The following is a 25,563-nucleotide window of genomic DNA, read 5'->3' on the forward strand; positions in this document are numbered from 1 at the left end:
AGGACTGCGTCGCCAGCGTCGTCGCCCACACCGACGCCAACGCCATGATCGCGCCCACCGACAGGTCGATACCCCCACCGATGATCACGAACGTCATACCTACCGTGATCACCCCGATGGTCGCCGCCAGCGACAGGATGCTCACCATGTTCGAGGTCGTGGCGAAGGTGTCGGGCACCGTGACCAGACCCACCACCGCCAGCATCACCAGCGCGACCACCAACCCGAGGTGGCGCGTCTCGCCGAGACGGGCGAGCGGGCTCTTCGCGGCGGGTCCGGGTGCGGGTGTCTCGACGCGGTCGTGCTCGTCCACGGGCGGCTTCACCGGAGCACCGCCGCGCTCATCGGGGCTCCGGAAGGGAGAGAGATGACGTCCATGAAGACCTGTCGGTTCCTTTCGCTAGTCCCGGCGGGTACGGAGTCCTCGGCGCGTGCGCGGCTCCCGGCGTGTGCGGGATCCTCGATGCGTGCGAGGCTTCCGGCGTGTGCGGGGTCCTCGGCGCCTGCGAGATTCCTGGCGCGTCCAGGGGACCCGGCGCTCCTGGTGTGCCGGAGGTCTCCCGCGTGTGCGGGGTCCACCGGAGGGGTGGGGATCCCCGGCATCCCGGGGAAGAAGGGGAGGAAGCCGGTCACAGGGCGCTCCCCTCCATGATCATGTCGAGGACGGCGTGCTCGTCCAGCTCACCGGCACCGGCCTCACGAATGACCCGGCCCTCACGCAACACCAGCACCCGATCGGCCAGCCCCAGAACCTCGGGAACCTCGCTGGAGACCAGCAACACCCCGATCCCCTCGTCGGCCAGCCGCCGCACCAGCGCGTACAACTCCGCCCGAGCCCCCACATCCACCCCGCGGGTCGGCTCGTCCAGCAACAACAGCTTGCGATCGTTCAGCAACCAGCGGGCCAGCACCGCCTTCTGCTGGTTACCACCCGACAACGTCTTGATCGGCCGCTCCGGATCGGCCGGCCGCATCTCCAGCGCCCGCACCATCTCCCGCGCGTCCGCCGCCTCACGACGCCGATCCATCCAGCCCAGCCGCGAATACCGGCCCAGACTCGCCAGGCTGATGTTGCGCGACACGCTCTGGTCCAGCAGCAACGCCTGCGCCTTGCGCTCCTCGGGCGCCAACCCCATGCCCAGCCGCACCGCATTGGTCGTGCCACCGCCCCGGCGCACCACCTTGCCCTCCAGCATCACCTGCCCGGAGAAGCGCCGCGCCCCGTACACCGCCTCGATGATCTCCGAACGGCCCGAGCCGACCAGACCGGCCAGCCCCACGATCTCCCCCGCCCGCACCGAGAACGACACATCGGAGACATGGCCGGGGACGGTGAGGTTCTCGACCCGCAGCACCTCTCTTCCCGCGGCGGGTTCCGTACGGCGCGGCGGGAAGACGTACTCGACGTTGCGGCCGGTCATCAGCGAGACCACCTTCGAGGTCGGCGTCTCCTTGGCCGGCAGGCCCACCGCGACCGTGCGACCGTCCTTCAGCACCGTCACCCGATCCCCGATCTCGCGGATCTCCTCCAGCCGATGCGAGATGTAGACCACCGCCACCCCCTGCGAGGTCAGCTCCCGGATGATCCGGAACAGGTTGCCCACCTCGTCATGGGCGAGCGCCGCCGACGGCTCGTCCATGATGATCAACCGGGTGTCGTGCGACAACGCCCGCGCCATGCTCACCACCTGCTTGGCCGCCGGAGACAACCGCCCCACCTCCAGCGACGGGCGGATCTCCCCGTGCCCCAGCCGCGCCAGCAACTCCCGCGTCGCCCGCGCCGACTCCCCGCGGCTCACGAACCCCAGCCGGGCCGGCTCATGCCCCAAGAACACGTTCTCGGCCACACTCAGCCCGTCCACCAGGTCAAGCTCCTGATAGATCGTGGTGATCCCGAGCCTGATCGCGGCGGTCGGGCTCGACAGCCGCACCTCCTCGCCGTTCAGCGTGATCGTCCCCTCGTCGGGCTGGTGGGCACCGGCCAGGGTCTTGATCAGAGTGGACTTCCCGGCACCGTTCTGGCCGAGCAGACAGTGCACCTCGCCGGCACGGACCTCCAGGTCGACGCCGTCCAGGGCGCGCACTCCGGGGAACTGCTTGACGATCCCTCGCATGAGGAGAAGGGGCGTGACTTCCGACATGGGGCCTCGCTGGTTCATCGTGGGGCCGAGAAAACGTGGTCGCTGCTGAGCCTGGCCGCGCCGACCACGCCGGCGTCGGGTCCCAGCTCGGAGAGCACGATGGGCAGGTTGCCGGTCGCCAGGGGCAGCGACCGCCGGTAGACGACGCTCCTGATCTCCGCCAGGAGGAGGTGGCCCAGCTGGGCCACCCCTCCCGCGATGATCACGAGGCCGGGGTTGAAGAAGCTGACGAGCCCGGCCAGCACCGTGCCGACCCTGCGCCCGCCGTCGCGGATGAGCCGTACCGCGTGGGCGTCGCCCATCTCGGCGGCCGTGGCGACGTCCTCGGCGGTGAGGGTGCCCGTCTCGTCGAGACGGCGGCCCAGATAGACCGAGCGTCCGGCGATGGCCGTGGCCTCCCTGGCGAGGGCGGTCCCGCCGAAGTAGGCCTCCAGGCAGCCGACGTTGCCGCAGGCGCAGACGGGTCCCTGGTCGTCGACGCGGATGTGGCCGATGTCGCCCGCGCTGCCGGAGACCCCCCGGTAGATCTTGCCGTCCACCACGATCCCGCAGCCGATGCCGGTGCCGATCTTGACGAGCAGGAAGTCGTCCACCTGCCTGGCCAGCCCGGCGTGGAGTTCGCCGAGGGCCATGATGTTGACGTCGTTGTCGACCACGGCGGGGCAGCCGAGAGCCTGGCCGACCGCCTCCCTGACGGGATAGCGGTCCCAGCCGGGCATGATCGGGGGGGCGACCGGGACCCCTTCCCGGAAGCTGACCGGCCCGGGGAGGCCGACCCCCGCGCCGTGCAGCTGGATGAACAGTCCCTGCTCACCCAGCTTGGCGATCATCTCCATCGCCTGGTCGAGCACCGCCACGGGGCCGTCGCGCACGTCACACCGCTCGCTCAGGTGGCCGAGGATCTCCAGCTCGCCGTCGGTGACGACCACGTCGATCGAGGTGGCGCCGATGTCGACACCGGCGAAGCGAAGGTCTCCGGAGAGCCGTACCAGGCCGGACCTGCGCCCGCCGCGCGAGGCCGCGAGCCCCGCCTGCTCGGCCAGGCGCAGCTCGATGAGCCGGTCGAGTTCCAGGTTGAGCCGGGAGCGCGACAGGGCGGTCACGTCGCCGAGTTCGGCGCGCGACCGCGCCCTCTCGCGCAACAGCCGGAGAAGCGCGGCTTGGTACGCGTTCTCCGGCCGAGCGACGGTCCGCTTCACGACACCCTCCCTGTTCCGAGCAGGTGTGCAGAAGCTAACCCTCTTTAGACGGATTTGTGAATCACTTTTACCTAACGGTTCGCCGACTTTTGCAGCTATCAGCAAAAGTCGGCGAACTTGACCGCTCCCGTCAGCTCACCCGGGTGAGCCTCCACTGCTGGTTGTTACCGCTTCCGCAGGTGGCCTGGGTGAGTTGCGTGCCGTCCGCGGTCGAGGCGCCGGGCACCTCGAGACACAGGTTGCTCGCGGCCGAGGTGATCTTCCAGGCGCCGTTGGTCCCGGCGGCGAACTTCCACTGCTGGTTGGCGGCGGTGTGACAGGTCCACTGGATGATCGTCGCTCCCGACGCGGTGGAGCCGCCGTTCACGTCCAGGCACTTGCCACTCTGGACACCGGTGAGGGTGAAGGCGCCGCCCGCCGCGGCGGTGAACCTCCACTGCTGGTTCGTGCCGCTACCGGCCGTCCACTGCAGCACCCTGGCTCCGTCGGCCGTGGACTGGCCCTCCACATCGGCCGCCTTGGAGCTGTGCACGGCGGTCAGCCGGTAGACGCCGCCTGCCACGGGTCCTTCTCCGGTCGAACCCCCCGTCGCGTTCAGGGTGAAGGAGTCGAGGTCGAACTGGTTCGCCGTCGGGTGCTTGAACACCAGGTACAGCGTTTGGCTGCCTGTCAGCGCCGTCACCGAGGTGGCGGCCGTCTGCTGGTAGTTGTTCCAGCCGCCGGTGTTCGGCACGGACGTGGTGGCGAGCAGCTGCCCCGTGGGCGAGCCCGCGCGCAGCTCGATGGAGCCACCGGCCGAGGCGGAGGAGAGCCGGTAGCTCACCGACGCCACCCCCTGGACGCTCATCGGCGAGAAGGAGATCCAGTCGTTGTTGGAGATGTCACCGACACGCTTGCCGTTCTGCGCGCCGGCCTGGTCGACGATCCTCACCCCGGACGAGCCGGTGAAGTACTCGGCCTGCTTCTGCCTGGGCTGCAGGATCAGGTTCGCGGTGCTGGACAGGCCGCCCTTGTCGGTGTAGGTCGCGGTGAGGACGTAGAAGGTGTTGGCGTCCGCGTCGTGACCCGAGTTCGTGGTCACCACGGTCCCCGAGCAGCCGGTGAACTGGCCGGTGTCGTGGCTGTGGGTGTCGTGGCCGAGCGCCGTGACCACCGTGACCTTGGAACAGTCGATCGTGCCGTCCTCGGGGTCGGTGACGGTCACCGTGTACTGGACCGAGTCACCGAAGTTGATGGCCGTGCCGTCGGGCGGCGAGCCGAACCTCACCACCGGCGCGGTGTTGCCGACCGTGATCGGCACCGTCGCCGAGCCCTTCTTGCCCGACGGATCGGTGATCGTGAGCTTGGCGGTGTAGTTGCCGTTGGCGGTGTAGGTGAACGAGGGGTTCGCCGCGGTGGAGTCGGTCGTGCCGTCGCTGGTGAAGTCCCACGCGTAGGTGAACGCGTCCCCGTCCGGGTCGGCCGAGCCCGCCGAGGAGAACTGGACGGTGAGCGGCGCCTGGCCGGAGGTGGGCGTCCCGCTCGCCTTCGCGACCGGGGCGCGAGAGCCGCCGTTGATGTAGTCGATGCGGTAGACGCCGTCGTCGGGGTTGGTGCCGCCGTAGCCGACCCCCCACTCGATGAGGTACATCGCGCCGTCGGGGCCGAACTTCATGTCGAGCGGCGACCTGAACCCGAGGTTGGACAGGAAGCGGTTGGTCTTCAGCATGTTGCCGCTGCCGTCCAGCCGCATCTCCATCAGGTAGTTACGGCTCCACTCGTAGAAGAACGGGGTGTCGTCGAAGTAGGCGGGGAACTTCGTCTCCGAGGGGTTCGCCGCGTCGTAGTGGTAGAACGGCCCGCCCATCGGGGCCGCGCCGCCGCCGTTGCCCATCTCCGGCCACTCGGGCACGAGGTGGTAGTTGTACCAGACGGTGGCGGGCTTGACCGCGGGCAGGTTCGTCATACCCGTGTTGTTGGGCGAGGTGTTCACCGGCGCCGAGCAGTTGAACTTCGCCCCCGAGGTGGAGGTGGCGAAGTTGTAGTCGTTGAACGGGATGTTGTTGCCCACGCAGTACGGCCAGCCGTAGAAGCCGGGCGACTTGATCAGGTTCCACTCCACGGTGCCCTCGGGCCCGCGGTTGGCGTTGGCCGATCCCGCGTCGGGGCCGTAGTCGGCCGCCGAGATCCAGCCGGTCTCGGAGTCCACCGAGAACCGGAACGGGTTACGGAAGCCCATCGCGTAGATCTCCGGGCGGGTCTGCGCGGTGCCCGGCGCGAACATGTTGCCCGAGGGGATCGTGTAGGTGCCGTTGCTCTCCGGGTGGATCCGCAGGATCTTGCCGCGCAGGTCGTTGGTGTTGGCGCTGGTCTTCTGCGCGTCGTAGTTGGAGCGGCCGGAACGCTCGTCGATCGGCGCGTACCCGTCGGAGGCGAAGGGGTTGATGTCGTCGCCGACGCCGATGTAGAGGTTCCCGCCCGGCCCGAAGGTGAGATACCCGCCGGTGTGCCCCGGCTCGTCGACCCTGGTCGCGGGGATGGAGAGGAGCTTCTTCTCGCTGGACATGTCCAGGGTGTCGCCGTTCAGGGTGAACCGGGAGACCTGGTTGATCGCCGCGGAACCGGTCGGCGAGTAGTTGAGGTAGACCCAGCGGTTCGTCGCGAAGTTCGGGTCCAGGGCCAGGCCGATCAGCCCGTCCTCACCGCCGGTGTAGACGCTCAGCGTGCCGACGGTCACGATCTGGCCGTTGCTCTTGCGGATGAGCATGAGCTTGCCGGAACGGGCGATGTAGTAGACGTCCCCGTTGGGAGCGACGTCCAGGCCCATCGGCTGGTCGGGCGCGCTGTCGAGCGTCACCTTCTGGTACCGGTTCCACACGGTGCCGCCGCAGTCGCCCGCGGCGTTGCCCGCCGCCCACTTGACGCCGCCGAGCACGTGCTGACGGAAGTTGGCCTCGTTGTAGGAGGCGCTCTCGTGCCCCATCGCGGTCGCCCACACGCGCCCGCCCTCGGCGTTACGGCACCAGGAGATCGGGTGGTCGGGGCCCATCTTGTTTCCGCCGGCGTCGTAGGTGCTCTCGTCGGCGGCGACCAGGACGTGGACGTCGCCCCGCATGTTCTTGCTGAAGTTGTACCACTCCTCGGTACGCGTCCAGCGGTCGGGCAGGCCCACGGTGGAGGGGTGCTTCTTGTCGAGGACCTTCGCGGTGCCCTGCACGGTGGCCGAGTGCGCGGTCATGTGCGCGCCACCCATGATGAGCTGGTCCCACCAGGGGAACTGCGCCTCGATGTTCATGTCCGTGGTGTTGTGGATCGCGACGATCCCGCCGCCGTTGTTGACGTACCTCTGCATGGCCTGACGCTGGGCGTCGTTGTCCCAGACCATGCCGGAGTTCTGCAACATGATGATCGCGTTGAAGCCCGCCAGGCCCGCGTCGCTGAACACGCTCGAGTTCGCGGACTGGACGACCTCGAAGTCGTTGGCGGCGGCGAGTTGCTGAACCATCGTGATGCCGGACGGGATCGACGCGTGCACGTAGTCGGCGGTCTCGGTGAACAGCAGCACCCGGAAGGCGGCCGCCTTCGCGGCTCCCGCGTTCGCCGAGGCCATCGAGACCCCGGAGACCACGGATAACAGGAGCAGGATGGGGACCATTAAGGCGGTGAGCTGGCGGCGCATGGAATCTCCTGGGGGGTTAAGAAGGACATGCGAAACGAACCGGGCGGCCCTGACGGGCCGAACGGCGCGACGATGCCGGGAGAGAGCGGCAAAAAGTCGAAAAGCCTGGTGGTTTCTGGCTTATTTCCTCTCCATTTCAGGATGGTAAGGATGGGTTCTGACGACAGTCAAGCAAAAGATTGTCCAGTCAAGGCAGAAAGGCGCGCCCCGTACGGCGAAAGCGGCTCCGTCCAGGCAGTCCCTTCAGGCCCCATCGAACGACTCATTTGAATCCCGCATCGCCCGACCCTTTTTTGGTCATCCCAAACCAAACGCGCAACCACCCCGAAACCGTCCTGGGCAACAAAAAGGGCGCCCTCCCTCGGAGAGCGCCCTTCGGCGAACGTCGGCCGGCCACCCTGTACCCGCCCGGCCGTCCCGGTCAGGCGGTCAGCGTGCGGCGCTCAGAGCATCGCCTTCATCGAGGCGGTCGCCTGCTCGCCGAGCGTCGTCGGGGTGAGGTACGGCTGCTCGGCGAGGATCGCCTGCCAGTTGTCCCGGATGTCCTCCACGGTGTGGTCGTCCTGCCGCCAGCCGGGCCCTTCGGCCACGAACACCCGCGCGATCCGGCCACCACCGACGCTGAAGACCTCGCCGCTGGTCTCGCAGGCCTCGTGCGCCAGGAAGGTCACCAGCGCGCTGACCCGCTCCGCGGTGAACTTGGCCTCGAACTCCGCGGGCAGAAGCTCCTCGGTCATCCGGGTCCAGGCGATCGGCGCGATCGCGTTGGCCTTGATCCCGGCCCTGGCACCCTCGATGCCGAGCGTCTTGGTGAGGCCGACCAGCCCCATCTTCGCGGTGGAGTAGTTGGCCTGGCCGAAGTTTCCGAACAGCCCGGCCGGCGAGCTGGTGTTGACGATGCGGCCGTATCCCCGCTCCTTGAGATGCGGGAAGGCCGCCCGGCTGACCAGGAAGGAGCCCCGGACGTGGACGGCGAGGACCTGGTCGAACTCCTCGACGCTCATCTTGCCGAAGGACCTGTCCCGCAGGATGCCCGCGTTGTTGACGACGATGTCCAGCCGCCCGTAGGTGTCGATCGCGGTCCGCACGATCGCCTGGGCCCCCTCGGGGGTCGCGACGTTGTCGGTGCTGGCGGTCGCCTCCCCGCCGGCCTTCCTGATCAGCTCGACCACCTCGGCGGCCGGGCCCGCGGAGGCGCCGGTGCCGTCCAGCGCCCCGCCCAGGTCGTTGACGACCACCTTCGCGCCGCGCTCGGCGAGCGACAGCGCGTGCGAGCGGCCGAGTCCGTGCCCCGCGCCGGTGATGACCGCGACCCTGCCGTCAAACCGCAGCTCTGACATCCGCAATCCTCCCACGAGAACATAATTCTAGTCGTCTGAACAATAGCCCGCCCGACCCTCGCGATGCCATGGGCACCCCGGGAGGTCACCTCACGACGGAGTCCGTGAAACCTTCCCGGACACCGCTCGCGAAACCGGGGCGAGCCGTCGGCGACCCCCTCGACACCATCGCGGGGACCATTACCGAGAAAGCGCGCGACGGTAACCGAGAATGCCGGATATCATTGCGCACAGTAAGCACCCGCGTTAATTTCTGCTAAAGTTTTTGCCTCACACGGGCGAGGGTCAACGACGACACCCCTCACTTTTTCCCAGTAAGGCCCCGCCCAATATTTTGGGCTGGAGGCCCTATATGTCCTTATCGCCGCCCCTGCGCGTGGTCCAGTGGGCCACGGGCGCCGTCGGCAGATACTCCCTGCGCAGCCTGATCACCCGGCCGGAATTCGAACTCGCCGGGGTTCTGGTCTACGGCCCGGACAAGGTGGGACAGGACGCGGGGACCCTCGTGGGGCTCCCCGAGGCCGGTGTCGTCTGCACCGACGACGTCGAGGAGATCCTCGCCGCGAAGGCCGACTGCGTGCTGCACATGCCCCTGCCGGCGTCCTACTTCGGCGGGGAGCGTCCGAGCGACGTGGAGACCATCTGCGCGCTGCTCGCCACCGGCAAGAACGTCATCACCACCACCGGGTTCGTGTATCCCAAGTGCTACGGCCCCGGAGTGGTGGAGCGGCTGGAGGCCGCCTGCCGCGCGGGGGGATCGTCCCTGCACGGCACCGGCGTCAACCCGGGCTTCATGAGCGACGTGCTGCCGCTCACGCTGACCGGCCTGTCCAGCCGCGTCGACCACATCTACGTCCGGGAGTCGTCCGACTTCCGGGGCCACCCGTCCCGGCAGATCGTGGTGGATCTGTTCGGCTTCACCCGTTCGGCCAAGGACTACGTCGCCGCGGTGCGCCCCTTCCGCGCCTTCCAGCGCTCGCTGTTCGCCGAGAGCGTCCAGTTCGTGGCCGACAACCTCGGCGTGGCCCTCGACGAGGTCGAGGAGCGCGACGAGTTCGAGCTCGCCGCGGAGGAGTTCGAGATCGCCGCGGGACCGGTCAGGGCGGGCACCGTGTGCGCGTCCCGCTGGATGTTCAGCGGGCTGGTCCGCGGCCGTCCCTTCATGACCGTGGAGTGCGTCTACAAGGCCGACGCCACCCGGGTGCGACGCTGGGCCGACCCCGGCTTCAGCGTCCACATCGAGGGCGTTCCCCAGCTGATGCTCACGGTCGACGAGATCTCCCACGGCCTGGCCGGCGCCGCCGCCCACGCCGTCAACTCCGTCGCCGCCCTCTGCGCCGCCCCGCCGGGCATCCACACCGCGCTGGATCTCCCCCTCGTCACCGGCCGGGGTACCGTCCGTCTCGCCTGAGGATCCTCCTCGGCCCCCTCCGAGGCGCCCCCAGAGCGACACTTAGCGCCTTTACCGAATAAGCGGATATAAGCGGATTTGTGGATGCGTCGACCTGCTGATCACCGGCTCCGCACCGTGTTTTTCCCGTTCTGCCGTTCCCGGTTCCCCTGTCTCACCGCCTTCTCCGGCCAGACCCGTGAGACGTTCCCGCGAGCCCGGCCGGAGAATTCCCAAAAAATCAGGGGTGCGGGATGAAACGCCCGAAGCGGCCCTGGTGATACAGGAGCGGGCGCCCGCCGGGTTCGAGGCCGGTCTCGATGACGAGCCCGACGACGAGGACGTGGTCGCCGATGTCGACGGTGGAGTGGGGGGCGCAGACCAGGTGGGCCGAGACACCGCCCAGCAGTGGGGTGCCCAGGTGCCCGGGGGTCCAGGAGGTGGGAGCGGCGAAGCGGTCGACGCCCTTCCTGGCGAAACGTGAGGCGACCTCGGCCTGGTCGCTGGCCAGGACGTTCACCGCGAAGTGATCGGCCTGCCTGAGCCGGGGCCAGGTCGTGGAGGATCGGTCCACGTAGAAGGAGACCAGCGGGGGTGTGAGGCTCACGGACGAGAACGAGGTGGCGGTGAGCCCGACCGGTACGCCGTTCACCTGCGCGGTGACGACGACGACCCCCGCCGCGTGGACGGCGAGCGCTCGCCGGAAGCTCTCCGCGTCGACCGCGCGGCTCGACAGTGTCTCGGTCATGAAACCTCGCTCATGACGATGTGGGGTACCACCAAGATGCTCCACTTGGTCACTTTTCCCCCTCCGAGGAACAAAGGACACCTTTCAAAACCCATTACGTCCGTCATCTCTTCCCGGTGTCACGTACGGACCCTTTCCCCGAACGCCGCGGCCACCTGCGGGCCGACCCGGTCGGCCCACGGCCCGAGGACGGCGTCGAGGTCGGGAATCCGCGACTCCAGCACCGCGAGGCCCGGTGTGGGAACGGTCGCACCGAGCTCCACCAGCAGCGGCCGGAGGTGGACCTCCACCGCGAGCGAGTGTTTGGCGTCACCCATCACCAGGAGCGGAAGTGCGACGGCGGAGGCGAGCGCGCCGCCCGGCAGCCGGTCGAGAAAGACCTTGAGCAGGCCGGTGTAGGTGGCCTTGTAGGTCGGGCTCGCCACCACCAGCACGTCGGCCCCGGCGACCAGTTCCAGCGCGGCCTTCACCTCCGGAGCCGTCTCTGGGGCGAACAGCAGCGGGGCGAGGACCGCGAGGTCGACGACCTCCGGAGCCTCCCCGTCCCCGATCCGCAGGGCGACGGTCTCCGCCGCCCGTACGGCCACCGCGAGGGTGCGCGATCCCGGTCGGGGGTTTCCCACCACGGTCACGATGCTCATGAGGCCACCGGTGCTTTCTGGTCATGGTCGATGTCGGAACGGAGAAGTCTCCACACCTCGTGGCGGTGCTCGCCGAAGCGGGAACCATCCCTCGGGTCACCTTCGCGGGCGCCGAGATCCACCTCGACGACCCCGCGGATCCGGCCGGGCCTGGCGGTCATCACCGCGACCCGCCGGCCGAGATAGACGGCCTCGTCGAGGCTCCGGGTGGCGAACAGGAGCGTCGTGCCGGTCTTCTGCCAGATTCGCAGCAGCTCCTCCTGGAGCGACTCCCGGGTCCCGGCGTCCAGCGCGGCGAACGGCTCGTCGAGCAGCAGCAGGGCCGGATCCGTCGCGAGGCTCCTGGCGATGGCGACGCGCTGGGGCATGCCGTGGGCGAGCTCGTGGGGGTAGCGGTCGCCGAGCCCGCCCAGCCCCACCAGGTCCAGATACTCCCTGGCCAGGTCGGCGCGCTCCCGCCTCGTGGCGGCCCTGCCCTCCAACGCGAACTCGATGTTGGACAGCGCGGTGCGCCAGGGGAACAGCGCGTACTGCCGCAGGACGACCCCCCGGTCGAGGCCGGGCCCTTCGAGGGGGATCCCGTCCAGCAGGATCCGGCCGGCGGTCGGGGCGGCGAGCCCCGCGATCAGGTCGAGGAGGGTGGACTTGCCGCAGCCACTCGGCCCGACGAGGGTGAGCAGCTCCCCCTCCCGTACGTCGAGGTCGACGCCGGCGAGGGCGGCGAAGGAACGCCGGGTGTCACGGCCGGCGAACTCCTTGCCGACCCCCTGGATTCTGAGCTTCATCGGGCACCCCCGAGACGGAGGCCGCCGAGGGCGGGGACATGTCTGATCTTGATCACGATATGCGTCCTGTGAGATATGGGAGGAGACTGCGGGTCGATTCGTGATCACGGACACTGCGCACTGAACACGCGGCAGAGATCGACGTGCGTGCACCGAGTCAGATAGACGCCCATAACAGAGAAAGTACGCACCGCCCGGCGCCAAGTCAATATTTCCTACTGGTTGTACATGAAATACCTCGCGAGGAACGCGCGACCGGCCGGATCACGCCCCCCGAAGGTCACGTACCGTCGAAGGATGAAACTGGAAAAGGAGATCTCCGGCGGCCGCTTCGAGAGGCAGCCGAACCGGTTCACGACGCGGATCGAGGAGGGCGGCGAGCACCCGCCCGAGCCGGGCCGCTACCAGATCTACGCCTCCTACGCCTGCCCCTGGGCGCACCGCTCGCTCATCGTCCGCGAGTTGCTGGGCCTGCGGGAGGTGATCGGGGTGACGATCGTCGACCCGATCAGGGATGAGAAGGGCTGGCGGATCCCCGGGGGCGACCCGGTGACCGGGGTGGAGTATCTCTCCGAGCTCTATCTGGCGACCGACCCCGGCTACGAGGGCCGCTACACGGTGCCCTGCGTCTGGGACATCACCGCCGGACGCATGGTCACCAACGACTACCCGCAGATCACCCTCACCCTGGAGACGGCCTTCGCGCCCTGGCACGCCGAGGGCGCGCCCGACCTCTACCCGCGGGAGCTGCGCGAGGAGATCGACGCGCTCAACGAGGTGATCTTCCAGGGGCTCAACAACGGCGTCTACCGCGCCGGGTTCGCCCGCTCGCAGGAGGCGTACGACGAGGCGGTCACCGATGTGTTCGCCACGCTCGACCTGCTTGAGGAGCGGCTGTCCACCCGCCGCCGCCTGCACGGCGACGCGCTCACCGAAAGCGACGTGCGGCTCTACCCGACGCTCGCCAGGTTCGACGCCGTCTACAACTCGCACTTCAAGTGCTCGGTTCGGCGGCTGAGCGACTATCCGGTCCTGTGGGCCTACGCCCGCGAGCTGTACGCCATCCCCGCGTTCCGCGACACGACCGACTTCGATCAGATCAAGCGGCACTACTTCGTGACCCAGACGAACGTCAACCCCAGCGGGATCGTGCCACGGGGGCCGGAGATCGACTGGACCGCTCCCTGAGGGAATGCCTCGGCGACGTGAAAGTTTCATCCGACAAATCGGTCATTCCCCGGGTCGGCGGGCGGGTCGGGAGGGGTAACGGTTGACGATCGGCGAAACGCGCTGGAAACATCGGGCATCCAGGTTGTGGGAGCGCTCCCACTTGGATCTCTCCGACCGGGATCCTCGGACCCGTGCTCCCACAACCTGGAACCTCCCCCCGCCCAAAGGATCCTCCGTGCGCAGACCTCCCGCCTGGCTCGCCCTCGCCACGGCCGTGACCATGATGACCCTGACCCCCCTGCCCGCAGTGGCCGACGGCCCAGAACAGATCGTCAACGGCACCTTCGACAGCGGCACCGCCCCCTGGTGGAGCACCGGCAACACCACGCTGGAGGTCGAAGACGGCCGCCTGTGCGCCGACGTCCCCGGCAACACCGTCAACCCGTGGGACGTCATCGTCGGCCAGAACGACATCCCCCTGGTCAAGGACGAGACGTACGAGTTCTCCTTCTTCGGGATCGCGACGCCCGGCCGGGTGGTCAAGGCCCTCGTCCAGCTGCCGGTGGACCCCTACACGCAGTATCTGGCGGCCAATCCCGAGCTGAGCGTGTCCGGTAACGACTACCGCTACACCTTCACCTCTCCCGTGGACCTGCCGAACGGGCAGGTGGCGTTCCAAATCGGGGGCAGCGCCACCCCCTGGAGGTTCTGCGTGGACAACGTCTCACTGAAGGGCGGTGCCGAGCCCGAGGTCTACGAGCCGGACACCGGACCCCGCGTTCGGGTGAACATGGTCGGCTACCTGCCCTCCGGGCCGAAGAACGCCACCCTCGTCACCGAGAAGACGGAGTCGACCGGCTGGAAGCTCAAGCGCGGCGGGGAGACCGTCGCCGAGGGTGACACCCTCCCGCGCGGTGTCGACGAGAGCTCGGGCCAGAACGTGCACTCGATCGACTTCGGCACGGCCACCACGCCCGGCACCGGCTACACCCTGGAGGCCGACGGCGAGACCAGCCGGCCCTTCGACATCGGCGCGGACGTCTACAGCGACCTCAGGACCGACGCGCTGAAGTTCTACTACACCCAGCGCAGCGGCATCCCGATCCTCGACGAGCTCCGCCCCGGCTACGGAAGGCCCGCCGGGCACATCGGGGTCGCCCCCAACAAGGGTGACATCGAGGTGCCCTGCCAGCCGGGCGTCTGCGACTACACGCTGAACGTCAAGGGCGGCTGGTACGACGCGGGTGACCACGGCAAGTACGTCGTCAATGGCGGCGTCTCCGTCCACCAGCTGATGTCCGCCTTCGAGCGCGCCAAGACCGACGGCGTCCACAAGGACGGCGACCTCGACATCCCCGAGAGCGGCAACGGGGTGCCCGACATCCTCGACGAGGCCCGCTGGGAGCAGGAGTTCCTGCTCAGCATGCAGGTCCCCGACGGGAAGCCGTACGCGGGAATGGCCCACCACAAGATCCACGACGCCGCGTGGACCGGCCTGCCCCTCATGCCGCACCTGGACCCCCAGCCGCGCGAGCTGCACCCGGTCTCCACGGCCGCCACCCTCAACCTGGCCGCCACGGCGGCCCAGGCCGCCCGTCTCTTCGCCCCCTACGACGCCGCGTTCGCCGCGCGCAACCTCGCCGCGGCGAGGAAGGCGTGGGCGGCGGCGAAGGCGAACCCCACCCGGTACGCGGACCCCGCCGACGGGACAGGCGGCGGCGCCTACAACGACGACAACGTGACCGACGAGTTCTACTGGGCCGCCGCCGAGCTCTATATCGCCACCGGCGAGAAGGAGTTCAAGGACTACGTGCTCGCCTCGCCGCACCACACCGACGACATCTGGCGCGACCGGGGCTTCGACTGGGGCAACACCGCCCAGCTCGGCCGCCTGCAGCTGGCGACCGTGCCCAACGCGCTCCCCGACCGGGCGCGGGTGCGCGAGTCGATCCTGGAAGGCGCGGACAAGTATCTCGCCGTCCAGAAGGCCCACCCGTACGGCGTTCCCTACAACCCGGCGGAGTACGACTGGGGTTCCAGCCACCAGGTGATCAACAACATGGTCGTGATGGCCGTCGCCCACGACCTGAGCGGCGAGGCGAAGTACCACGAGGGGGTGCTTGAGGGGCTGGACTACATCTTCGGCCGCAACGCGCTCAACCAGTCGTACGTGACCGGCTACGGCGAGGTCGCCTCCAAGAACCAGCACAGCCGCTGGTACGCCCACCAGCTCGACCCGTCCCTGCCCAACCCGCCGCGCGGCACCCTGGCCGGAGGCCCGAACTCCTCCATCCAGGACCCGGTCGCCCAGGCGAAGCTGCAGGGCTGCAAGCCCCAGTTCTGCTACATCGACGACATCGAGTCGTGGTCCACCAACGAGCTGACGATCAACTGGAACTCCCCGCTCGCCTGGATCGCCTCCTACCTCGAGACCCCCGCCGCCGCCACCGGTACGTGCAAGGTCACCTACACCAACCACGGCCAGTGGCCCGACGGGTTCAACACCCAGGTCACCCTCACCAACAACGGGACCGAGGCGATCGACGGCTGGACCCTCAGCTGGTCCTTCCTGGGCGGCCAGAGCGTACGGCAGCACTGGAGCACCGCGATCACCCAGGACGGCTCGACCGTGACCGCGAAGAACCTCGCCTGGAACAAGACCATCAAGCCCGGCGGATCGATCACCTTCGGCTTCCTCGGCGCCGACGCCCCCGGCCCCAACCCCCGACCGGACCGCTTCCTCCTCAACGGCAACCTCTGCACGTAACCCGGGTGATGTGAGCCCATACGTCCACAATCAGAAGCTCAAGCCCGTGACCTGCGCTTATCAATGTTGAGGTATCACGGATCATATGGTCGATGACATATAGCCTCACGGTCCGTGAGGCTATATGTCATCGAGATCGAGCAGGACTGAGCGGGGCATGGCTCACAACACAGCTCACAACACAGCTCACAACACGTGGGAGCGGACGGGCGCCGAGCGCCGAGCCGACGTCTACCAGGAGGCCCGTGAGGCGTTGCTTCTGGGTCAGCAGGTCTACAACCGCCGGACGGAGCTCGGCCTTTCCCAGGCCGAACTGGCCGAGCGGGCCGGAATGACCCAGCCGCAGGTGGCCCGCCTGGAAACAGGGGGGCACCCCGACTTTGGCGCTGCTCCGACGCCTGGCGAGAGCACTGGACGCCGAGTTGAACGTCACCTTCACCCCCCACGCGGCCGCCTGACACCACTTCAAGGTGGTGGGGGCGCCCTAAACTGGGGCCGTGATCGAGGACATCCGGGTGGATCCCGCCGTCAGCGCGCTCAGGCCCGACTTCGGGGTGCTGGTGATGGGGGTGTACGGACTGCGCAACGGGCCCACCGACGACAGGTCGCGGGCCTGGCTGGCGGAGGCGGCGGAGAAGGCCGTGGCGACCGACGACCCGAGGATCGAGTCGTGGCGGGAGGCCTACCGGGGTTTCGGGGCGAAGCCGCAGCGGACCAGGCCGTCGGTGGACGCGCTGGTCAGGCGGATGCCGCCGCCGGAGATCAACAAGGTGGTCGACGCCTACAACGCGATCAGCATCAGGCACGGCCTGCCGATCGGCGGGGAGGACCTCGCCCGCTACGAGGGAACGGCGAGGCTGGTGCGCGCGAACGGCGACGAGCCGTTCGAGGTCGTCGAGAAGGGCGAGCCCGCGATCGACCGTCCGGAGGCCGGCGAGGTCGTCTGGCGCGACGACAGGGGCGTCACCTGCCGCCGCTGGAACTGGCGGCAGTGCGTCCGCACCCGGATCACCGAGGAGACGACGGACGCGCTGTTCCTGCTGGAGCGGCTCGCGCCCCTGTCGGCGGAGGAGCTTCGCGCGGCCGGGGACGAGCTGGCCGGGCTTCTCGAAGATGTCACTCCGGGGATACGGGTGGAGTCCCGGCTGATCTGGCCGAGCTGATCATGCCCGCCGTACCGGGCTGACCAGCGGCTCAGCGAGTAAACGGTTACCCGGTGAGTGACCGTTTTAACCCGTACTGAGAGGATCGGCAAGGAAGCTGCCGTCAGACTGGCGCAGGTCCGAGCCAAGGCGAGTAGCCTTGGACAGGTTCTCTATCATCAACGCCGATCTGCGGAAGAGGGCGATTTCCGCCGTGTCGTCTGAGTCGTCGCGGACAAACCCGCTGGCAGCCTTTGGTCAGAACGAATGGCTTGTCGACGAGCTGTACCAGAAGTACCTCCAGGACCCCGAGTCGGTCGACCGGGCCTGGTGGAACTTCTTTGCCGACTACAGCCCTGATTCGGGGTCCGGCCGTGCCGCCGCGCCCCGCTCGGGGTCCGGCGATGCAGCCGCGCCCCGTTCGGGATCCGGCGATGCCGCCGCACCCCAGGGGGCGGCCGCCGCCGCGTCCGCTCCACCGACACCCGCTGCGCCCTCGGCCCCTCCGGCCGCGGCTCAGGCCACCCCGGCCCCCGCGGCGACGACCCCGGCACCGGCGGCGGCCAAGCCCGCCCCGGCCGCCCGACCCAAGCAGGAGACGCAGTTGCCCGCCCCCGCCGGTGCCGAGGAAGTCCGACTGCGCGGCGCCGCCGCCAGGACCGCGGCCAACATGGAGGCCAGTCTCGTTGTCCCGACGGCGACCAGCGTGCGCGCGGTCCCGGCGAAGCTCCTCATCGACAACCGGATTGTGATCAACAACCACCTGTCCCGCGGTCGCGGCGGCAAGGTGTCGTTCACGCACATCATCGGCTACGCGGTGATCAAGGCCCTCAAGGTCCTGCCGGAGATGAACCACTCCTACTCCGAGGTCGACGGCAAGCCGGTGCTGGTCAAGCCCGAGCACGTCAACCTGGGCCTCGCCATCGACGTCGCCAAGAGCGACGGCACCCGCCAGCTCCTGGTGCCGTCGATCAAGGCGACCGAGGGGATGGACTTCCGCCAGTTCTGGGTCGCCTACGAAGAGGTCGTGCGCAAGGCGAGGGCGGGCAAGCTGGGGGTCGACGACTTCAGTGGCACGACGATCTCGCTGACCAACCCGGGCACCATCGGCACCGTGCACTCGGTGCCGCGCCTGATGCCGGGACAGGGCACGATCATCGGCGTCGGCGCGATGGAATACCCCGCCGAGTACCAGGGGGCCTCCCCCGACACGCTCTCCCGCCTCGCGGTGAGCAAGGTCATGACGATCACCAGCACGTACGACCACCGCATCATCCAGGGCGCCCAGTCGGGCGACTTCCTGCGGCAGGTCCACCGGCTGCTGCTCGGCGAGGACGGCTTCTACGACGAGATCTTCGAAGCCCTCCGGATCCCGTACGAGCCGATCCGCTGGGTGCAGGACATCTCGACCACCCACGACGACGACGTGGCGAAGTCGGCCCGGGTCATCGAGCTCATCCACGCCTTCCGGGTCCGCGGCCACCTCATGGCCGACACCGACCCGCTGGAGTACAAGCAGCGCAAGCACCCCGACCTCGACATCAAGTCGCACGGCCTGACCCTGTGGGACCTGGAGCGCGAGTTCGCCACCGGCGGCTTCGGCGGCCGGCCCCTGATGAAGCTGCGCGAGATCCTCGGCGTGCTGCGTGACTCCTACTGCCGCACCATCGGCGTCGAGTACATGCACATGCAGAACCCCGAGGAGCGTGCCTGGATCCAGGCCCGCATCGAGCGCCCGCACGCCAAGCCCGACCGCACCGAGCAGCTGCGCGTCCTGGAGCGGCTGAACACCGCCGAGGCGTTCGAGACGTTCCTGCAGACGAAGTTCGTCGGGCAGAAGCGCTTCTCGCTGGAGGGCGGCGAGTCGCTGATCCCGCTGCTCGACTCGGTGCTGAGCTCCGCGGCCGAGGAGCGGCTCGACGAGGCCGTGATCGGCATGGCCCACCGCGGGCGCCTCAACGTGCTCGCCAACATCGTCGGCAAGTCGTACGGGCAGATCTTCGGCGAGTTCGAGGGCAACATCGACCCGCGCAGCGCCCACGGCTCCGGTGACGTGAAGTACCACCTGGGCGCCGGCGGCGACTTCGTCTCGCCCGACGGCTCCAAGCTCAAGACCTCGGTCGTGGCCAACCCCTCCCACCTGGAGACGGTCGACCCGGTCCTGGAGGGTGTGGTCCGCGCCAAGCAGGACCTCCTGGAGCGCGGCGAGGAGGGCTTCACCGTCCTGCCGGTGCTCGTCCACGGCGACGCGGCCTTCGCGGGCCAGGGCGTGGTGGCCGAGACGCTCAACCTGTCGCAGCTGCGGGGCTACCGCACCGGCGGCACCGTGCACATCGTGGTCAACAACCAGGTCGGCTTCACCACCAGCCCGGCGAGCTCGCGTTCCAGCGTGTACGCCACCGACGTGGCCCGGATGATCCAGGCCCCGATCTTCCACGTCAACGGCGACGACCCCGAGGCCGTGGTCAGGGTCGGCAGGCTCGCGTTCGAGTACCGCCAGGCGTTCCGCAAGGACGTGGTGATCGACCTCATCTGCTACCGGCGCCGCGGGCACAACGAGTCCGACAACCCGGGCTTCACCCAGCCGCTGATGTACGACCTGATCGACGCCAAGCGCTCCACCCGCAAGCTCTACACCGAGGCGCTGATCGGCCGGGGCGACATCACGGTGGAGGAGGCCGAGGGCGCGCTCCGCGACTACCAGGCCAAGCTGGAGAACGCCTTCGCCGAGACCCGCGCGGCGGCCAAGGACCCGACGGGCGAGTTCTCCCGTCCGGTCGACATGGAGACCGTCCCCTGGTCGCACGAGGACGTCAAGACGGCCGTCTCCGAAGAGGTCGTCAAGCGGATCGTGGAGACCCAGCTCAACATGCCCGAGGGCTTCACCGTCCACCCGCGCCTGCTGCCGGTGCTGCAGCGTCGCGGGCAGATGGTCGCCGAGGACCGCATCGACTGGGGCATGGGCGAGACCCTCGCCTTCGGCTCGCTGCTGATCGACGGCCACCCGGTCCGCCTCGTCGGCCAGGACTCGCGGCGCGGCACGTTCACCCAGCGGCACGCCGTGCTGGTCGACCGTGTCACGGGTGAGGAGCACACCCCGCTCAAGACGTTCAACCAGGGCACCACGAAGTTCTACGTCTACGACTCCCTGCTGAGCGAGTACGCCGCGCTCGGCTTCGAGTACGGCTACAGCGTGGAGCGGCCCGAGGCGCTGGTCGCCTGGGAGGCGCAGTTCGGCGACTTCGTCAACGGCGCCCAGTCGATCATCGACGAGTACATCACCTCGGGTGAGCAGAAGTGGGGCCAGCGCTCCGGCGTCGTCCTGCTGCTGCCGCACGGCTACGAGGGTCAGGGCCCCGACCACTCCTCGGCCCGCATCGAGCGCTTCCTGCAGATGTGCGCCCAGGACAACATGACCGTGGCCCAGCCCACGCTGCCGGCCAACTACTTCCACCTGCTGCGCTGGCAGACGCTGTCGAACCGGCACCGCCCGCTGGTGGTGTTCACGCCCAAGTCGCTGCTGCGGCACAAGGCGGCGATCTCGGCGGTGAGCGACTTCACCTCGGGGTCGTTCCGGCCGGTGCTCGGCGACACCACGGCTCCCCCGGCCGACGTGCGCAAGGTCGTGCTGGTCTCCGGCAAGCTCTACTACGACCTCGCGGCGGCCCGCGACAAGCAGGGCCGCAACGACGTGGCGATCGTCCGCCTTGAGCGGCTCTACCCGTTCCCCGGCGACCCGCTGGAGGCCGAGCTGAGCCGCTACTCCACCGACATCGAGCTGGTGTGGGCGCAGGACGAGCCGCTCAACATGGGCGCGTGGCCGTTCCTGGGGCTGAAGATGGCCGAGAATCCGGGTGTCTTCGGCGGGCGTTCGATCAAGCGGGTCTCCCGCAAGGCCAACTCCTCCCCGGCGACCGGCTCGCACTCCACCCACGAGGCCGAGCTGCAGCAGATGCTCGGCGAGATCTTCGGCTAGGCGACCGGCAGGTCCAAGCCAGGCGTCACCACGGAAGTCCCCCGCAGGAGCCCTTGCGGGGGACTTCCCCGTTGTCGCGGGCGTCACCGCGAGGGTGAACCACAGCGTCATCAGCGTCATTGAAGGAGAACGTGATGTATTTCACCGATCGGGGCATCGAGGAGCTGGTCGCGCGCCGGGGCGAGGAGGAGGTCACCGTGGTGTGGCTCGCCGAGCGCCTGCGCGAGTTCGTGGATCTGAACCCCGACTTCGAGACGCCGGTGGAACGGCTCGCCACCTGGCTGGCGCGGCTGGACGACGAGGACGACTGACGAAAACACGATATATCTTGACCTTCCGGTGGACGCGACATATCGTGTTCACCAGAAGGAGGTCACGCACATGCGGCAGTGGACGATCGAGAAACCAGAGCAGCTCACCTTCGACTCCGTGAGAAAACTCAACGTGCGGATCGTGGCGGGAAAGCTGGCGGTGCTGGCCAGCGACGGCCCTCCCACACTTGAGGTCACCGAGGTCGACAACCCGCCGTTGCTCGTCACCCACGACGACGACGGCACGCTCACCGTCACCTACAAGGACCTCACCTGGGACGGTCTGCTGGGCTGGCTTCGCCCCGGGCGCCGCAGGGCCACGCTGACCCTGACCGTGCCGAAGAACTGCCCGGTCAACGTGGGCGTGGTCTCCGCGTCCGCGGTCGTCGCCGGGTTCGAGGACCGCACCTCGGTCAAAAGCGTCTCCGGCGAGATCGTGCTCGACGGGGTGAGCGGCGAGATCAACGCCGACACCGTCTCCGGCGCCGTGGAGAGCCGCGGCCTGGTCGGAGACCTCTCGTTCAAGAGCGTCTCCGGCGAGCTGACCGTCGCCCAGGGCACACCCCGGCGGCTGAGCGTCACCACCATCTCCGGCAAAATCACCGCCGATCTGGAGCTCCCGCCGACCGGCCACGTCACGATGAACAGCGTCTCCGGTGACATCGTGCTCCGGCTCCCGTACACGGTCGAGACCGACGTCAAGCTCCGTTCCACCTCGGGCAGACTCGACACCGGCTTCACCGAGCTCGACCACTCCGTCCAGCCCGGCGCGAAGACACTGGGCGGCCGGATCGGCGGCGGCATGGCCTCACTCACGGCCAACACCGTCTCCGCCGACGTCACCCTCCTGAAGGGATCACAGGCATGAGCCCGGTCTTCGGCCACGGAAGGCTCCGGCTCTACCTCCTGAAGCTGCTGGAGGAGAGCCCGCGTCACGGCTACGAGGTGATCCGGCTCCTCCAGGACCGCTTCCTCGGCGTCTACTCACCCTCTCCCGGCACGATCTACCCGCGCCTCGCCCGTCTGGAGGAGGAGGGCCTCGTCACCCACGAGGTCGTGGACGGCAAGAAGGTCTTCACCATCAGCGACCGGGGCCGCGCCGAGCTCAACGGGCGGCTCGACGAACTCGCCGACCTGGAGCAGGAGATCTCCGACTCCGTCCGCGACATCGCCCGCGAGGTGAAGGAGGACGTGCGCGACACGGTCAAGTCGCTGCGCGAGGAGCTCACCCAGATGGCGCGCGACGTCCGCCAGGGCTCCGAGCAGGACTCGCGCAGGGTCTGGCGCGAGCAGAAGACGGAGTGGCAGCGTCACAAGCAGGAGTGGCAGCGCCAGACCGACGCGTGGAAGGACGAGTGGAAGCGCGTCTGGGCCGACGGCTTCACCGGCGAGGGGTCGCGCGCGGGAGACGCCCGGCTCGGGCAGATGCTCGCCGAGTTCGTCGAGGAGGTCCGCAGGGACGCGGCGTCCGCGCAGGTCAGCGAGGAGACCCTCGCGACCGCCCAGGACGCCCTGTACGACGCGGCCCGCCGCATCCGCGAAACGCTCCGGTGATCTGCGGCGGTGCCCGTACGGCACCCGCCGGTCGTGACGTACCGCGCCCGACGGTCTCCATGAGATGGCGGCCCCGGAGCCGGTGAGCCTCCGGCCGCCGGATCCGCCGGCCCGTGGGCCCGGCCGGCCAGGGGACAGGCCGCGCCCAGGGTTCCCCGGGTCGCCCCACGGGGCCGGGCGACCCGTGCGACCGCCCGGACGACCCACGGGATCGGCCGGGCTCATCCCGGCAGGGTGAAGACGACCTTTCCGAAGAGCTCGCCCTCGTACATCGCCGCGAAGCCCTCGCGCGCCTCGGTCATCGGCAGGACGCGGTCGATCAGCGGGCGAGTGCCGGTCTGCTCCAGGAAGCGGGCCAGCCTGCCCAGCTGGTCGCGGGTGCCCATGGTGGAGCCGATCACGGAGAGCTGCAGGAAGAAGACGCGGTTCAGGTCGGCCGGCGGGACCGCGCCGCTGGTCGCGCCGGAGACCACGATCCGGCCGCCGGGACGCAGCGCCTTCAGCGAGTGCCCCCAGGTGGCCTGGCCGACGGTCTCCATCACCGCGTCGACCCGCTCGGGCAGCCGGGCACCGCTCTCGAACGCCTGGTCGGCGCCCAGCTCCAGGGCCCGCGCCCGCTTGCTCTCCGAGCGGCTGGTCACCCAGACCCGGTATCCCCCGGCCCGGCCCAGCAGGATCAGCGCGGTGGCCACTCCGCCGCCCGCGCCCTGGACCAGCACGGTCGAGCCCGGCTCAAGGCCCGCCTTGTCGAACAGCATGCGGAAGGCGGTCAGCCAGGCGGTCGGCAGGCAGGCGGCCTCCTCGAAGCTGAGCCCGGCGGGCTTGGGCACGAGGTTGCGCCGGGGCACGGTGACCCGCTCGGCGAAGGTGCCGTCGTACTTCTCCGAGAGCAGGGAGCGCTTCGAGTCGAGTGTCTCGTCGGCCCCGCTGCCGATCACCGAGTGCACGATGACCTCGTTGCCGTCCTCGTCCAGCCCGGCGGCGTCGGCGCCGAGCACCATCGGGAGTTGCTCCTCGCGAAGCCCCACCCCCCGCAGACTGAACAGGTCGTGATGGTTGAGCGAGGCGGCTCTCACCGTGACGGTGGCCCACCCGTCGGGAACCTTGGGTTCCGGGCGCTCACCGAGCGTGAGACCGTCGAGAGGATTGTCGGGATCGATCCGCGTGGCGGTTACAGCGAACATGGCCGCACCCTACGCCGTCCGCGTCGGGTCCACCGCGAACGGGGTGTCCTACGTCGTCCGCCTGACGGTTATGCCGGCCATCGTCCGCTCGACGTGTCCTTGCTCCCCCGAGGCCGCGACGTACACGTCGTCCTGGCAGCTCTCGGCGGAGAAGCGGCGCCGCCGTTCGATGACGGAGAGTTCGATCGACGCGACGTCGCAGCCGGGGATCGGGGCCAGCACCAGCAGCGTCTCCCTGGCCCCGCCGAACCACAGCTGCGGCCCCAGCGGCTCACCGCGCAGGCTCTCTCCCCGCGCGGCCAGCCGCAGCGGGGGCCTGGCGTCGAGCACGAGGTAGCCGCCCTTGGTCACCCTGCCGCGCAGGTTGCGCGCCCAGAGCATCCGCTGCTCGAAGGGCATGCCGTTCTTGAGGTCGCGTAGCGCCACGAACCACGGGTCGAACGCGAACAGCAGCACCTCCCCCTCGGCCGCGCTCATGGGAGGCCAGAGTGTGACCCCCTTGACCAGCTGCCGGATCATCGGCCGTCCCTGGGATACCCCCGCCGGGCCTCCCGACGGCACGTTCAGTTGCCGGTAAGGACCGGGGTCGCCGTCGAGCCGGCCCGACATCGCGGGCCGCACCCCCAGCTTGGCGAGTCCCACCTCCGCCGGATAGCTCACCTCCGCCGCCGAGCCGTCGGGGAAGACCACGTCGATGATCTCCCTGCCGCCCTTCTGGCGAAACCGCGGGTGAAGCACGTTCGGGACCTGCTCCGCGACGACGCCCGCCCGGGTGGGCACCGGCTGCGGCGGGGGCGGCGGAACCACGTCCGACTCCCGGCCCGTCAGCAGGTTCCACGCCACGAGTGCGACCAGCGCCGCGCCGGCGATCCAGCGCCACGGCCCCCCCTGGGACCTCGCCTCGATGATGTCGTGCTGCCCACCGGCCACGTCTTCGGCCGCCTCCTGCGGAAGGTACGGTTCTCGGCCCCATCTTCGGGGCTCGGCGGTCTCGGCACCCGTGTCAGTACCGTCACGAATCAGATTCGATGCCCATGGGGAAGGTGCCGCCGCACCGCCGGGTCACCCGGCCCGCCGCGTCCGGTGCCCCGACGTCTGTGTTCCGGTGCCCGATGCACGACGTCCGAGCCCGTGTTGCGGGGGCCGATGCACGAGAGCGGGACTTCGACGTCCGAGTCTGTGCTCCGGAGTCCGATGCGCGAGGGCCGGGGGCCGTGTTCCGGGGTCCGTGGTGCGACATCCGTGTCGCGGGACCCGTGTTCCAATATCGCTCTCGCGTCCGTGAGAACCCTGTACCGTCTCCCGGAGAATGACCATGAGAAGTCGCGACACAGCACCAAGAACGCCACTTCGCTCCACGGTCGGAAGGTGCCTGAGTTACTTGAGAAACTCTCGGTAATCGCTGTTACCGATGGTGCCGGCGATGCCTCGGAGTCCGCCACGCAGCTATGGTGAGCTGCTGAAATGCCTATTCGTTAAGCTATAACAAATAGCTATTTAAATAACGGGACAGCATCGGATGGAACCGGCCGAGACTTTTTCCCGTCAATTCCCGCC

17 protein-coding genes and 2 pseudogenes are annotated in these 25,563 nt (G+C 68.9%); 9 read left to right on the forward strand and 10 right to left on the reverse strand.

All coding sequences use genetic code 11. From position 1 onward, the window contains the following. The 5 genes and pseudogenes from ACFY3D_RS39135 to ACFY3D_RS39155 form a co-directional block, all read right to left on the reverse strand. Positions 1-325: pseudogene (locus ACFY3D_RS39135) on the reverse strand (ABC transporter permease); the annotation flags it as partial. Between the two features lie 304 nt (positions 326-629). Beyond that, a complete protein-coding gene (locus ACFY3D_RS39140) occupies positions 630-2,141 on the reverse strand; it encodes a sugar ABC transporter ATP-binding protein (protein ID WP_389989536.1) in 1,512 nt (503 codons plus the stop codon). A 14-nt stretch (positions 2,142-2,155) separates the two neighbouring features. Further along, positions 2,156-3,340, reverse strand: coding sequence for an ROK family protein (locus ACFY3D_RS39145; RefSeq protein WP_350949742.1), 1,185 nt, complete (start codon positions 3,338-3,340; stop codon positions 2,156-2,158). Positions 3,341-3,470: 130 nt separating this feature from the next. Further along, the gene (locus tag ACFY3D_RS39150) at positions 3,471-6,998 is read right to left on the reverse strand and encodes a ThuA domain-containing protein (protein WP_389989539.1); all 3,528 of its coding nucleotides are present in this window, start codon (positions 6,996-6,998) and stop codon (positions 3,471-3,473) included. A 443-nt stretch (positions 6,999-7,441) separates the two neighbouring features. After that, complete coding sequence (locus ACFY3D_RS39155) at positions 7,442-8,338, reverse strand: SDR family oxidoreductase (RefSeq protein WP_362907200.1); 897 nt, start codon at positions 8,336-8,338, stop codon at positions 7,442-7,444. Positions 8,339-8,690: 352 nt separating this feature from the next. Here ACFY3D_RS39155 and ACFY3D_RS39160 point away from each other — a divergent pair, with 352 nt between their 5' ends. Next, positions 8,691-9,749 carry a dihydrodipicolinate reductase gene (locus ACFY3D_RS39160; RefSeq protein WP_389989541.1) on the forward strand — a complete coding sequence of 353 codons (1,059 nt, stop codon included), beginning with the start codon at positions 8,691-8,693 and terminating at the stop codon, positions 9,747-9,749. Between the two features lie 220 nt (positions 9,750-9,969). Here the strand turns inward: ACFY3D_RS39160 and ACFY3D_RS39165 are convergent, their stop codons facing one another. From ACFY3D_RS39165 to ACFY3D_RS39175, 3 genes are all read right to left on the reverse strand, one after another. Then, a complete protein-coding gene (locus ACFY3D_RS39165; RefSeq protein WP_389989543.1) occupies positions 9,970-10,476 on the reverse strand; it encodes a flavin reductase family protein in 507 nt (168 codons plus the stop codon). 119 nt (positions 10,477-10,595) lie between these two features. Continuing rightward, positions 10,596-11,117 carry an NADPH-dependent FMN reductase gene (locus tag ACFY3D_RS39170; RefSeq protein WP_389989545.1) on the reverse strand — a complete coding sequence of 174 codons (522 nt, stop codon included), beginning with the start codon at positions 11,115-11,117 and terminating at the stop codon, positions 10,596-10,598. Then, the gene (locus tag ACFY3D_RS39175; RefSeq protein WP_389989547.1) at positions 11,114-11,902 is read right to left on the reverse strand and encodes an ABC transporter ATP-binding protein; all 789 of its coding nucleotides are present in this window, start codon (positions 11,900-11,902) and stop codon (positions 11,114-11,116) included. Before ACFY3D_RS39175 ends, ACFY3D_RS39170 begins: the two co-directional genes overlap by 4 nt. A 297-nt stretch (positions 11,903-12,199) precedes the next feature. On the opposite strand from ACFY3D_RS39175, the gene ACFY3D_RS39180 reads away from it, so the two are divergent. The 8 genes and pseudogenes from ACFY3D_RS39180 (at position 12,200) to ACFY3D_RS39215 (ending at position 22,822) form a co-directional block, all read left to right on the forward strand. Further along, positions 12,200-13,090 (forward strand): glutathione S-transferase C-terminal domain-containing protein, encoded by an 891-nt coding sequence (locus ACFY3D_RS39180; RefSeq protein ID WP_362521461.1) that lies wholly within the window; start codon positions 12,200-12,202, stop codon positions 13,088-13,090. Positions 13,091-13,307: 217 nt separating this feature from the next. Then, positions 13,308-15,839 carry a glycoside hydrolase family 9 protein gene (locus ACFY3D_RS39185; protein WP_389989549.1) on the forward strand — a complete coding sequence of 844 codons (2,532 nt, stop codon included), beginning with the start codon at positions 13,308-13,310 and terminating at the stop codon, positions 15,837-15,839. A gap of 157 nt (positions 15,840-15,996) precedes the next feature. Continuing rightward, positions 15,997-16,170 (forward strand): annotated as a pseudogene (locus ACFY3D_RS39190) (helix-turn-helix domain-containing protein); the annotation flags it as partial. 166 nt (positions 16,171-16,336) lie between these two features. Continuing rightward, a complete protein-coding gene (locus ACFY3D_RS39195; RefSeq protein ID WP_389989551.1) occupies positions 16,337-17,002 on the forward strand; it encodes a B3/4 domain-containing protein in 666 nt (221 codons plus the stop codon). Positions 17,003-17,195: 193 nt separating this feature from the next. Next, complete coding sequence (locus tag ACFY3D_RS39200) at positions 17,196-20,957, forward strand: multifunctional oxoglutarate decarboxylase/oxoglutarate dehydrogenase thiamine pyrophosphate-binding subunit/dihydrolipoyllysine-residue succinyltransferase subunit (RefSeq protein ID WP_389989553.1); 3,762 nt, start codon at positions 17,196-17,198, stop codon at positions 20,955-20,957. Positions 20,958-21,091: 134 nt separating this feature from the next. Then, positions 21,092-21,268 (forward strand): DUF6104 family protein, encoded by a 177-nt coding sequence (locus tag ACFY3D_RS39205; RefSeq protein WP_329094229.1) that lies wholly within the window; start codon positions 21,092-21,094, stop codon positions 21,266-21,268. A gap of 70 nt (positions 21,269-21,338) precedes the next feature. Continuing rightward, positions 21,339-22,136, forward strand: a complete 798-nt coding sequence (locus ACFY3D_RS39210) for a DUF4097 domain-containing protein (protein ID WP_389989555.1) — start codon at positions 21,339-21,341, stop codon at positions 22,134-22,136. Beyond that, positions 22,133-22,822, forward strand: a complete 690-nt coding sequence (locus tag ACFY3D_RS39215; protein WP_389989557.1) for a PadR family transcriptional regulator — start codon at positions 22,133-22,135, stop codon at positions 22,820-22,822. The genes ACFY3D_RS39210 and ACFY3D_RS39215 overlap by 4 nt, the downstream gene beginning before the upstream one ends. Before the next feature lie 221 nt (positions 22,823-23,043). Here ACFY3D_RS39215 and ACFY3D_RS39220 read toward each other — a convergent pair whose 3' ends face one another. Both ACFY3D_RS39220 and ACFY3D_RS39225 read right to left on the reverse strand, forming a co-directional pair. Beyond that, the gene (locus ACFY3D_RS39220) at positions 23,044-24,006 is read right to left on the reverse strand and encodes a zinc-binding dehydrogenase (RefSeq protein ID WP_389989559.1); all 963 of its coding nucleotides are present in this window, start codon (positions 24,004-24,006) and stop codon (positions 23,044-23,046) included. A 48-nt stretch (positions 24,007-24,054) separates the two neighbouring features. Further along, entirely contained in the window at positions 24,055-24,936 is an 882-nt protein-coding gene (locus tag ACFY3D_RS39225; protein ID WP_389989561.1) for a hypothetical protein, read from the reverse strand. Positions 24,937-25,563 lie beyond the last annotated feature (627 nt).

It is taken from the genome of Streptosporangium sp. NPDC000509, from assembly GCF_042898365.1.
Taxonomy (GTDB): Bacteria; Actinomycetota; Actinomycetes; order Streptosporangiales; family Streptosporangiaceae; genus Streptosporangium.

What these genes read in the sequence shown, in the direction of transcription:
- ACFY3D_RS39215 (WP_389989557.1), top strand. Translation starts at nt 22,133, where the DNA reads ATGAGCCCGGTCTTCGGCCACGGAAGGCTCCGGCTCTACCTCCTGAAG.
- ACFY3D_RS39170 (WP_389989545.1), bottom strand. Translation starts at nt 11,117, where the DNA reads ATGAGCATCGTGACCGTGGTGGGAAACCCCCGACCGGGATCGCGCACC.
- ACFY3D_RS39155 (WP_362907200.1), bottom strand. Translation starts at nt 8,338, where the DNA reads ATGTCAGAGCTGCGGTTTGACGGCAGGGTCGCGGTCATCACCGGCGCG.
- ACFY3D_RS39140 (WP_389989536.1), bottom strand. Translation starts at nt 2,141, where the DNA reads ATGTCGGAAGTCACGCCCCTTCTCCTCATGCGAGGGATCGTCAAGCAG.
- ACFY3D_RS39220 (WP_389989559.1), bottom strand. Translation starts at nt 24,006, where the DNA reads ATGTTCGCTGTAACCGCCACGCGGATCGATCCCGACAATCCTCTCGAC.
- ACFY3D_RS39150 (WP_389989539.1), bottom strand. Translation starts at nt 6,998, where the DNA reads ATGCGCCGCCAGCTCACCGCCTTAATGGTCCCCATCCTGCTCCTGTTA.
- ACFY3D_RS39210 (WP_389989555.1), top strand. Translation starts at nt 21,339, where the DNA reads ATGCGGCAGTGGACGATCGAGAAACCAGAGCAGCTCACCTTCGACTCC.
- ACFY3D_RS39180 (WP_362521461.1), top strand. Translation starts at nt 12,200, where the DNA reads ATGAAACTGGAAAAGGAGATCTCCGGCGGCCGCTTCGAGAGGCAGCCG.
- ACFY3D_RS39160 (WP_389989541.1), top strand. Translation starts at nt 8,691, where the DNA reads ATGTCCTTATCGCCGCCCCTGCGCGTGGTCCAGTGGGCCACGGGCGCC.
- ACFY3D_RS39205 (WP_329094229.1), top strand. Translation starts at nt 21,092, where the DNA reads ATGTATTTCACCGATCGGGGCATCGAGGAGCTGGTCGCGCGCCGGGGC.
- ACFY3D_RS39175 (WP_389989547.1), bottom strand. Translation starts at nt 11,902, where the DNA reads ATGAAGCTCAGAATCCAGGGGGTCGGCAAGGAGTTCGCCGGCCGTGAC.
- ACFY3D_RS39165 (WP_389989543.1), bottom strand. Translation starts at nt 10,476, where the DNA reads ATGACCGAGACACTGTCGAGCCGCGCGGTCGACGCGGAGAGCTTCCGG.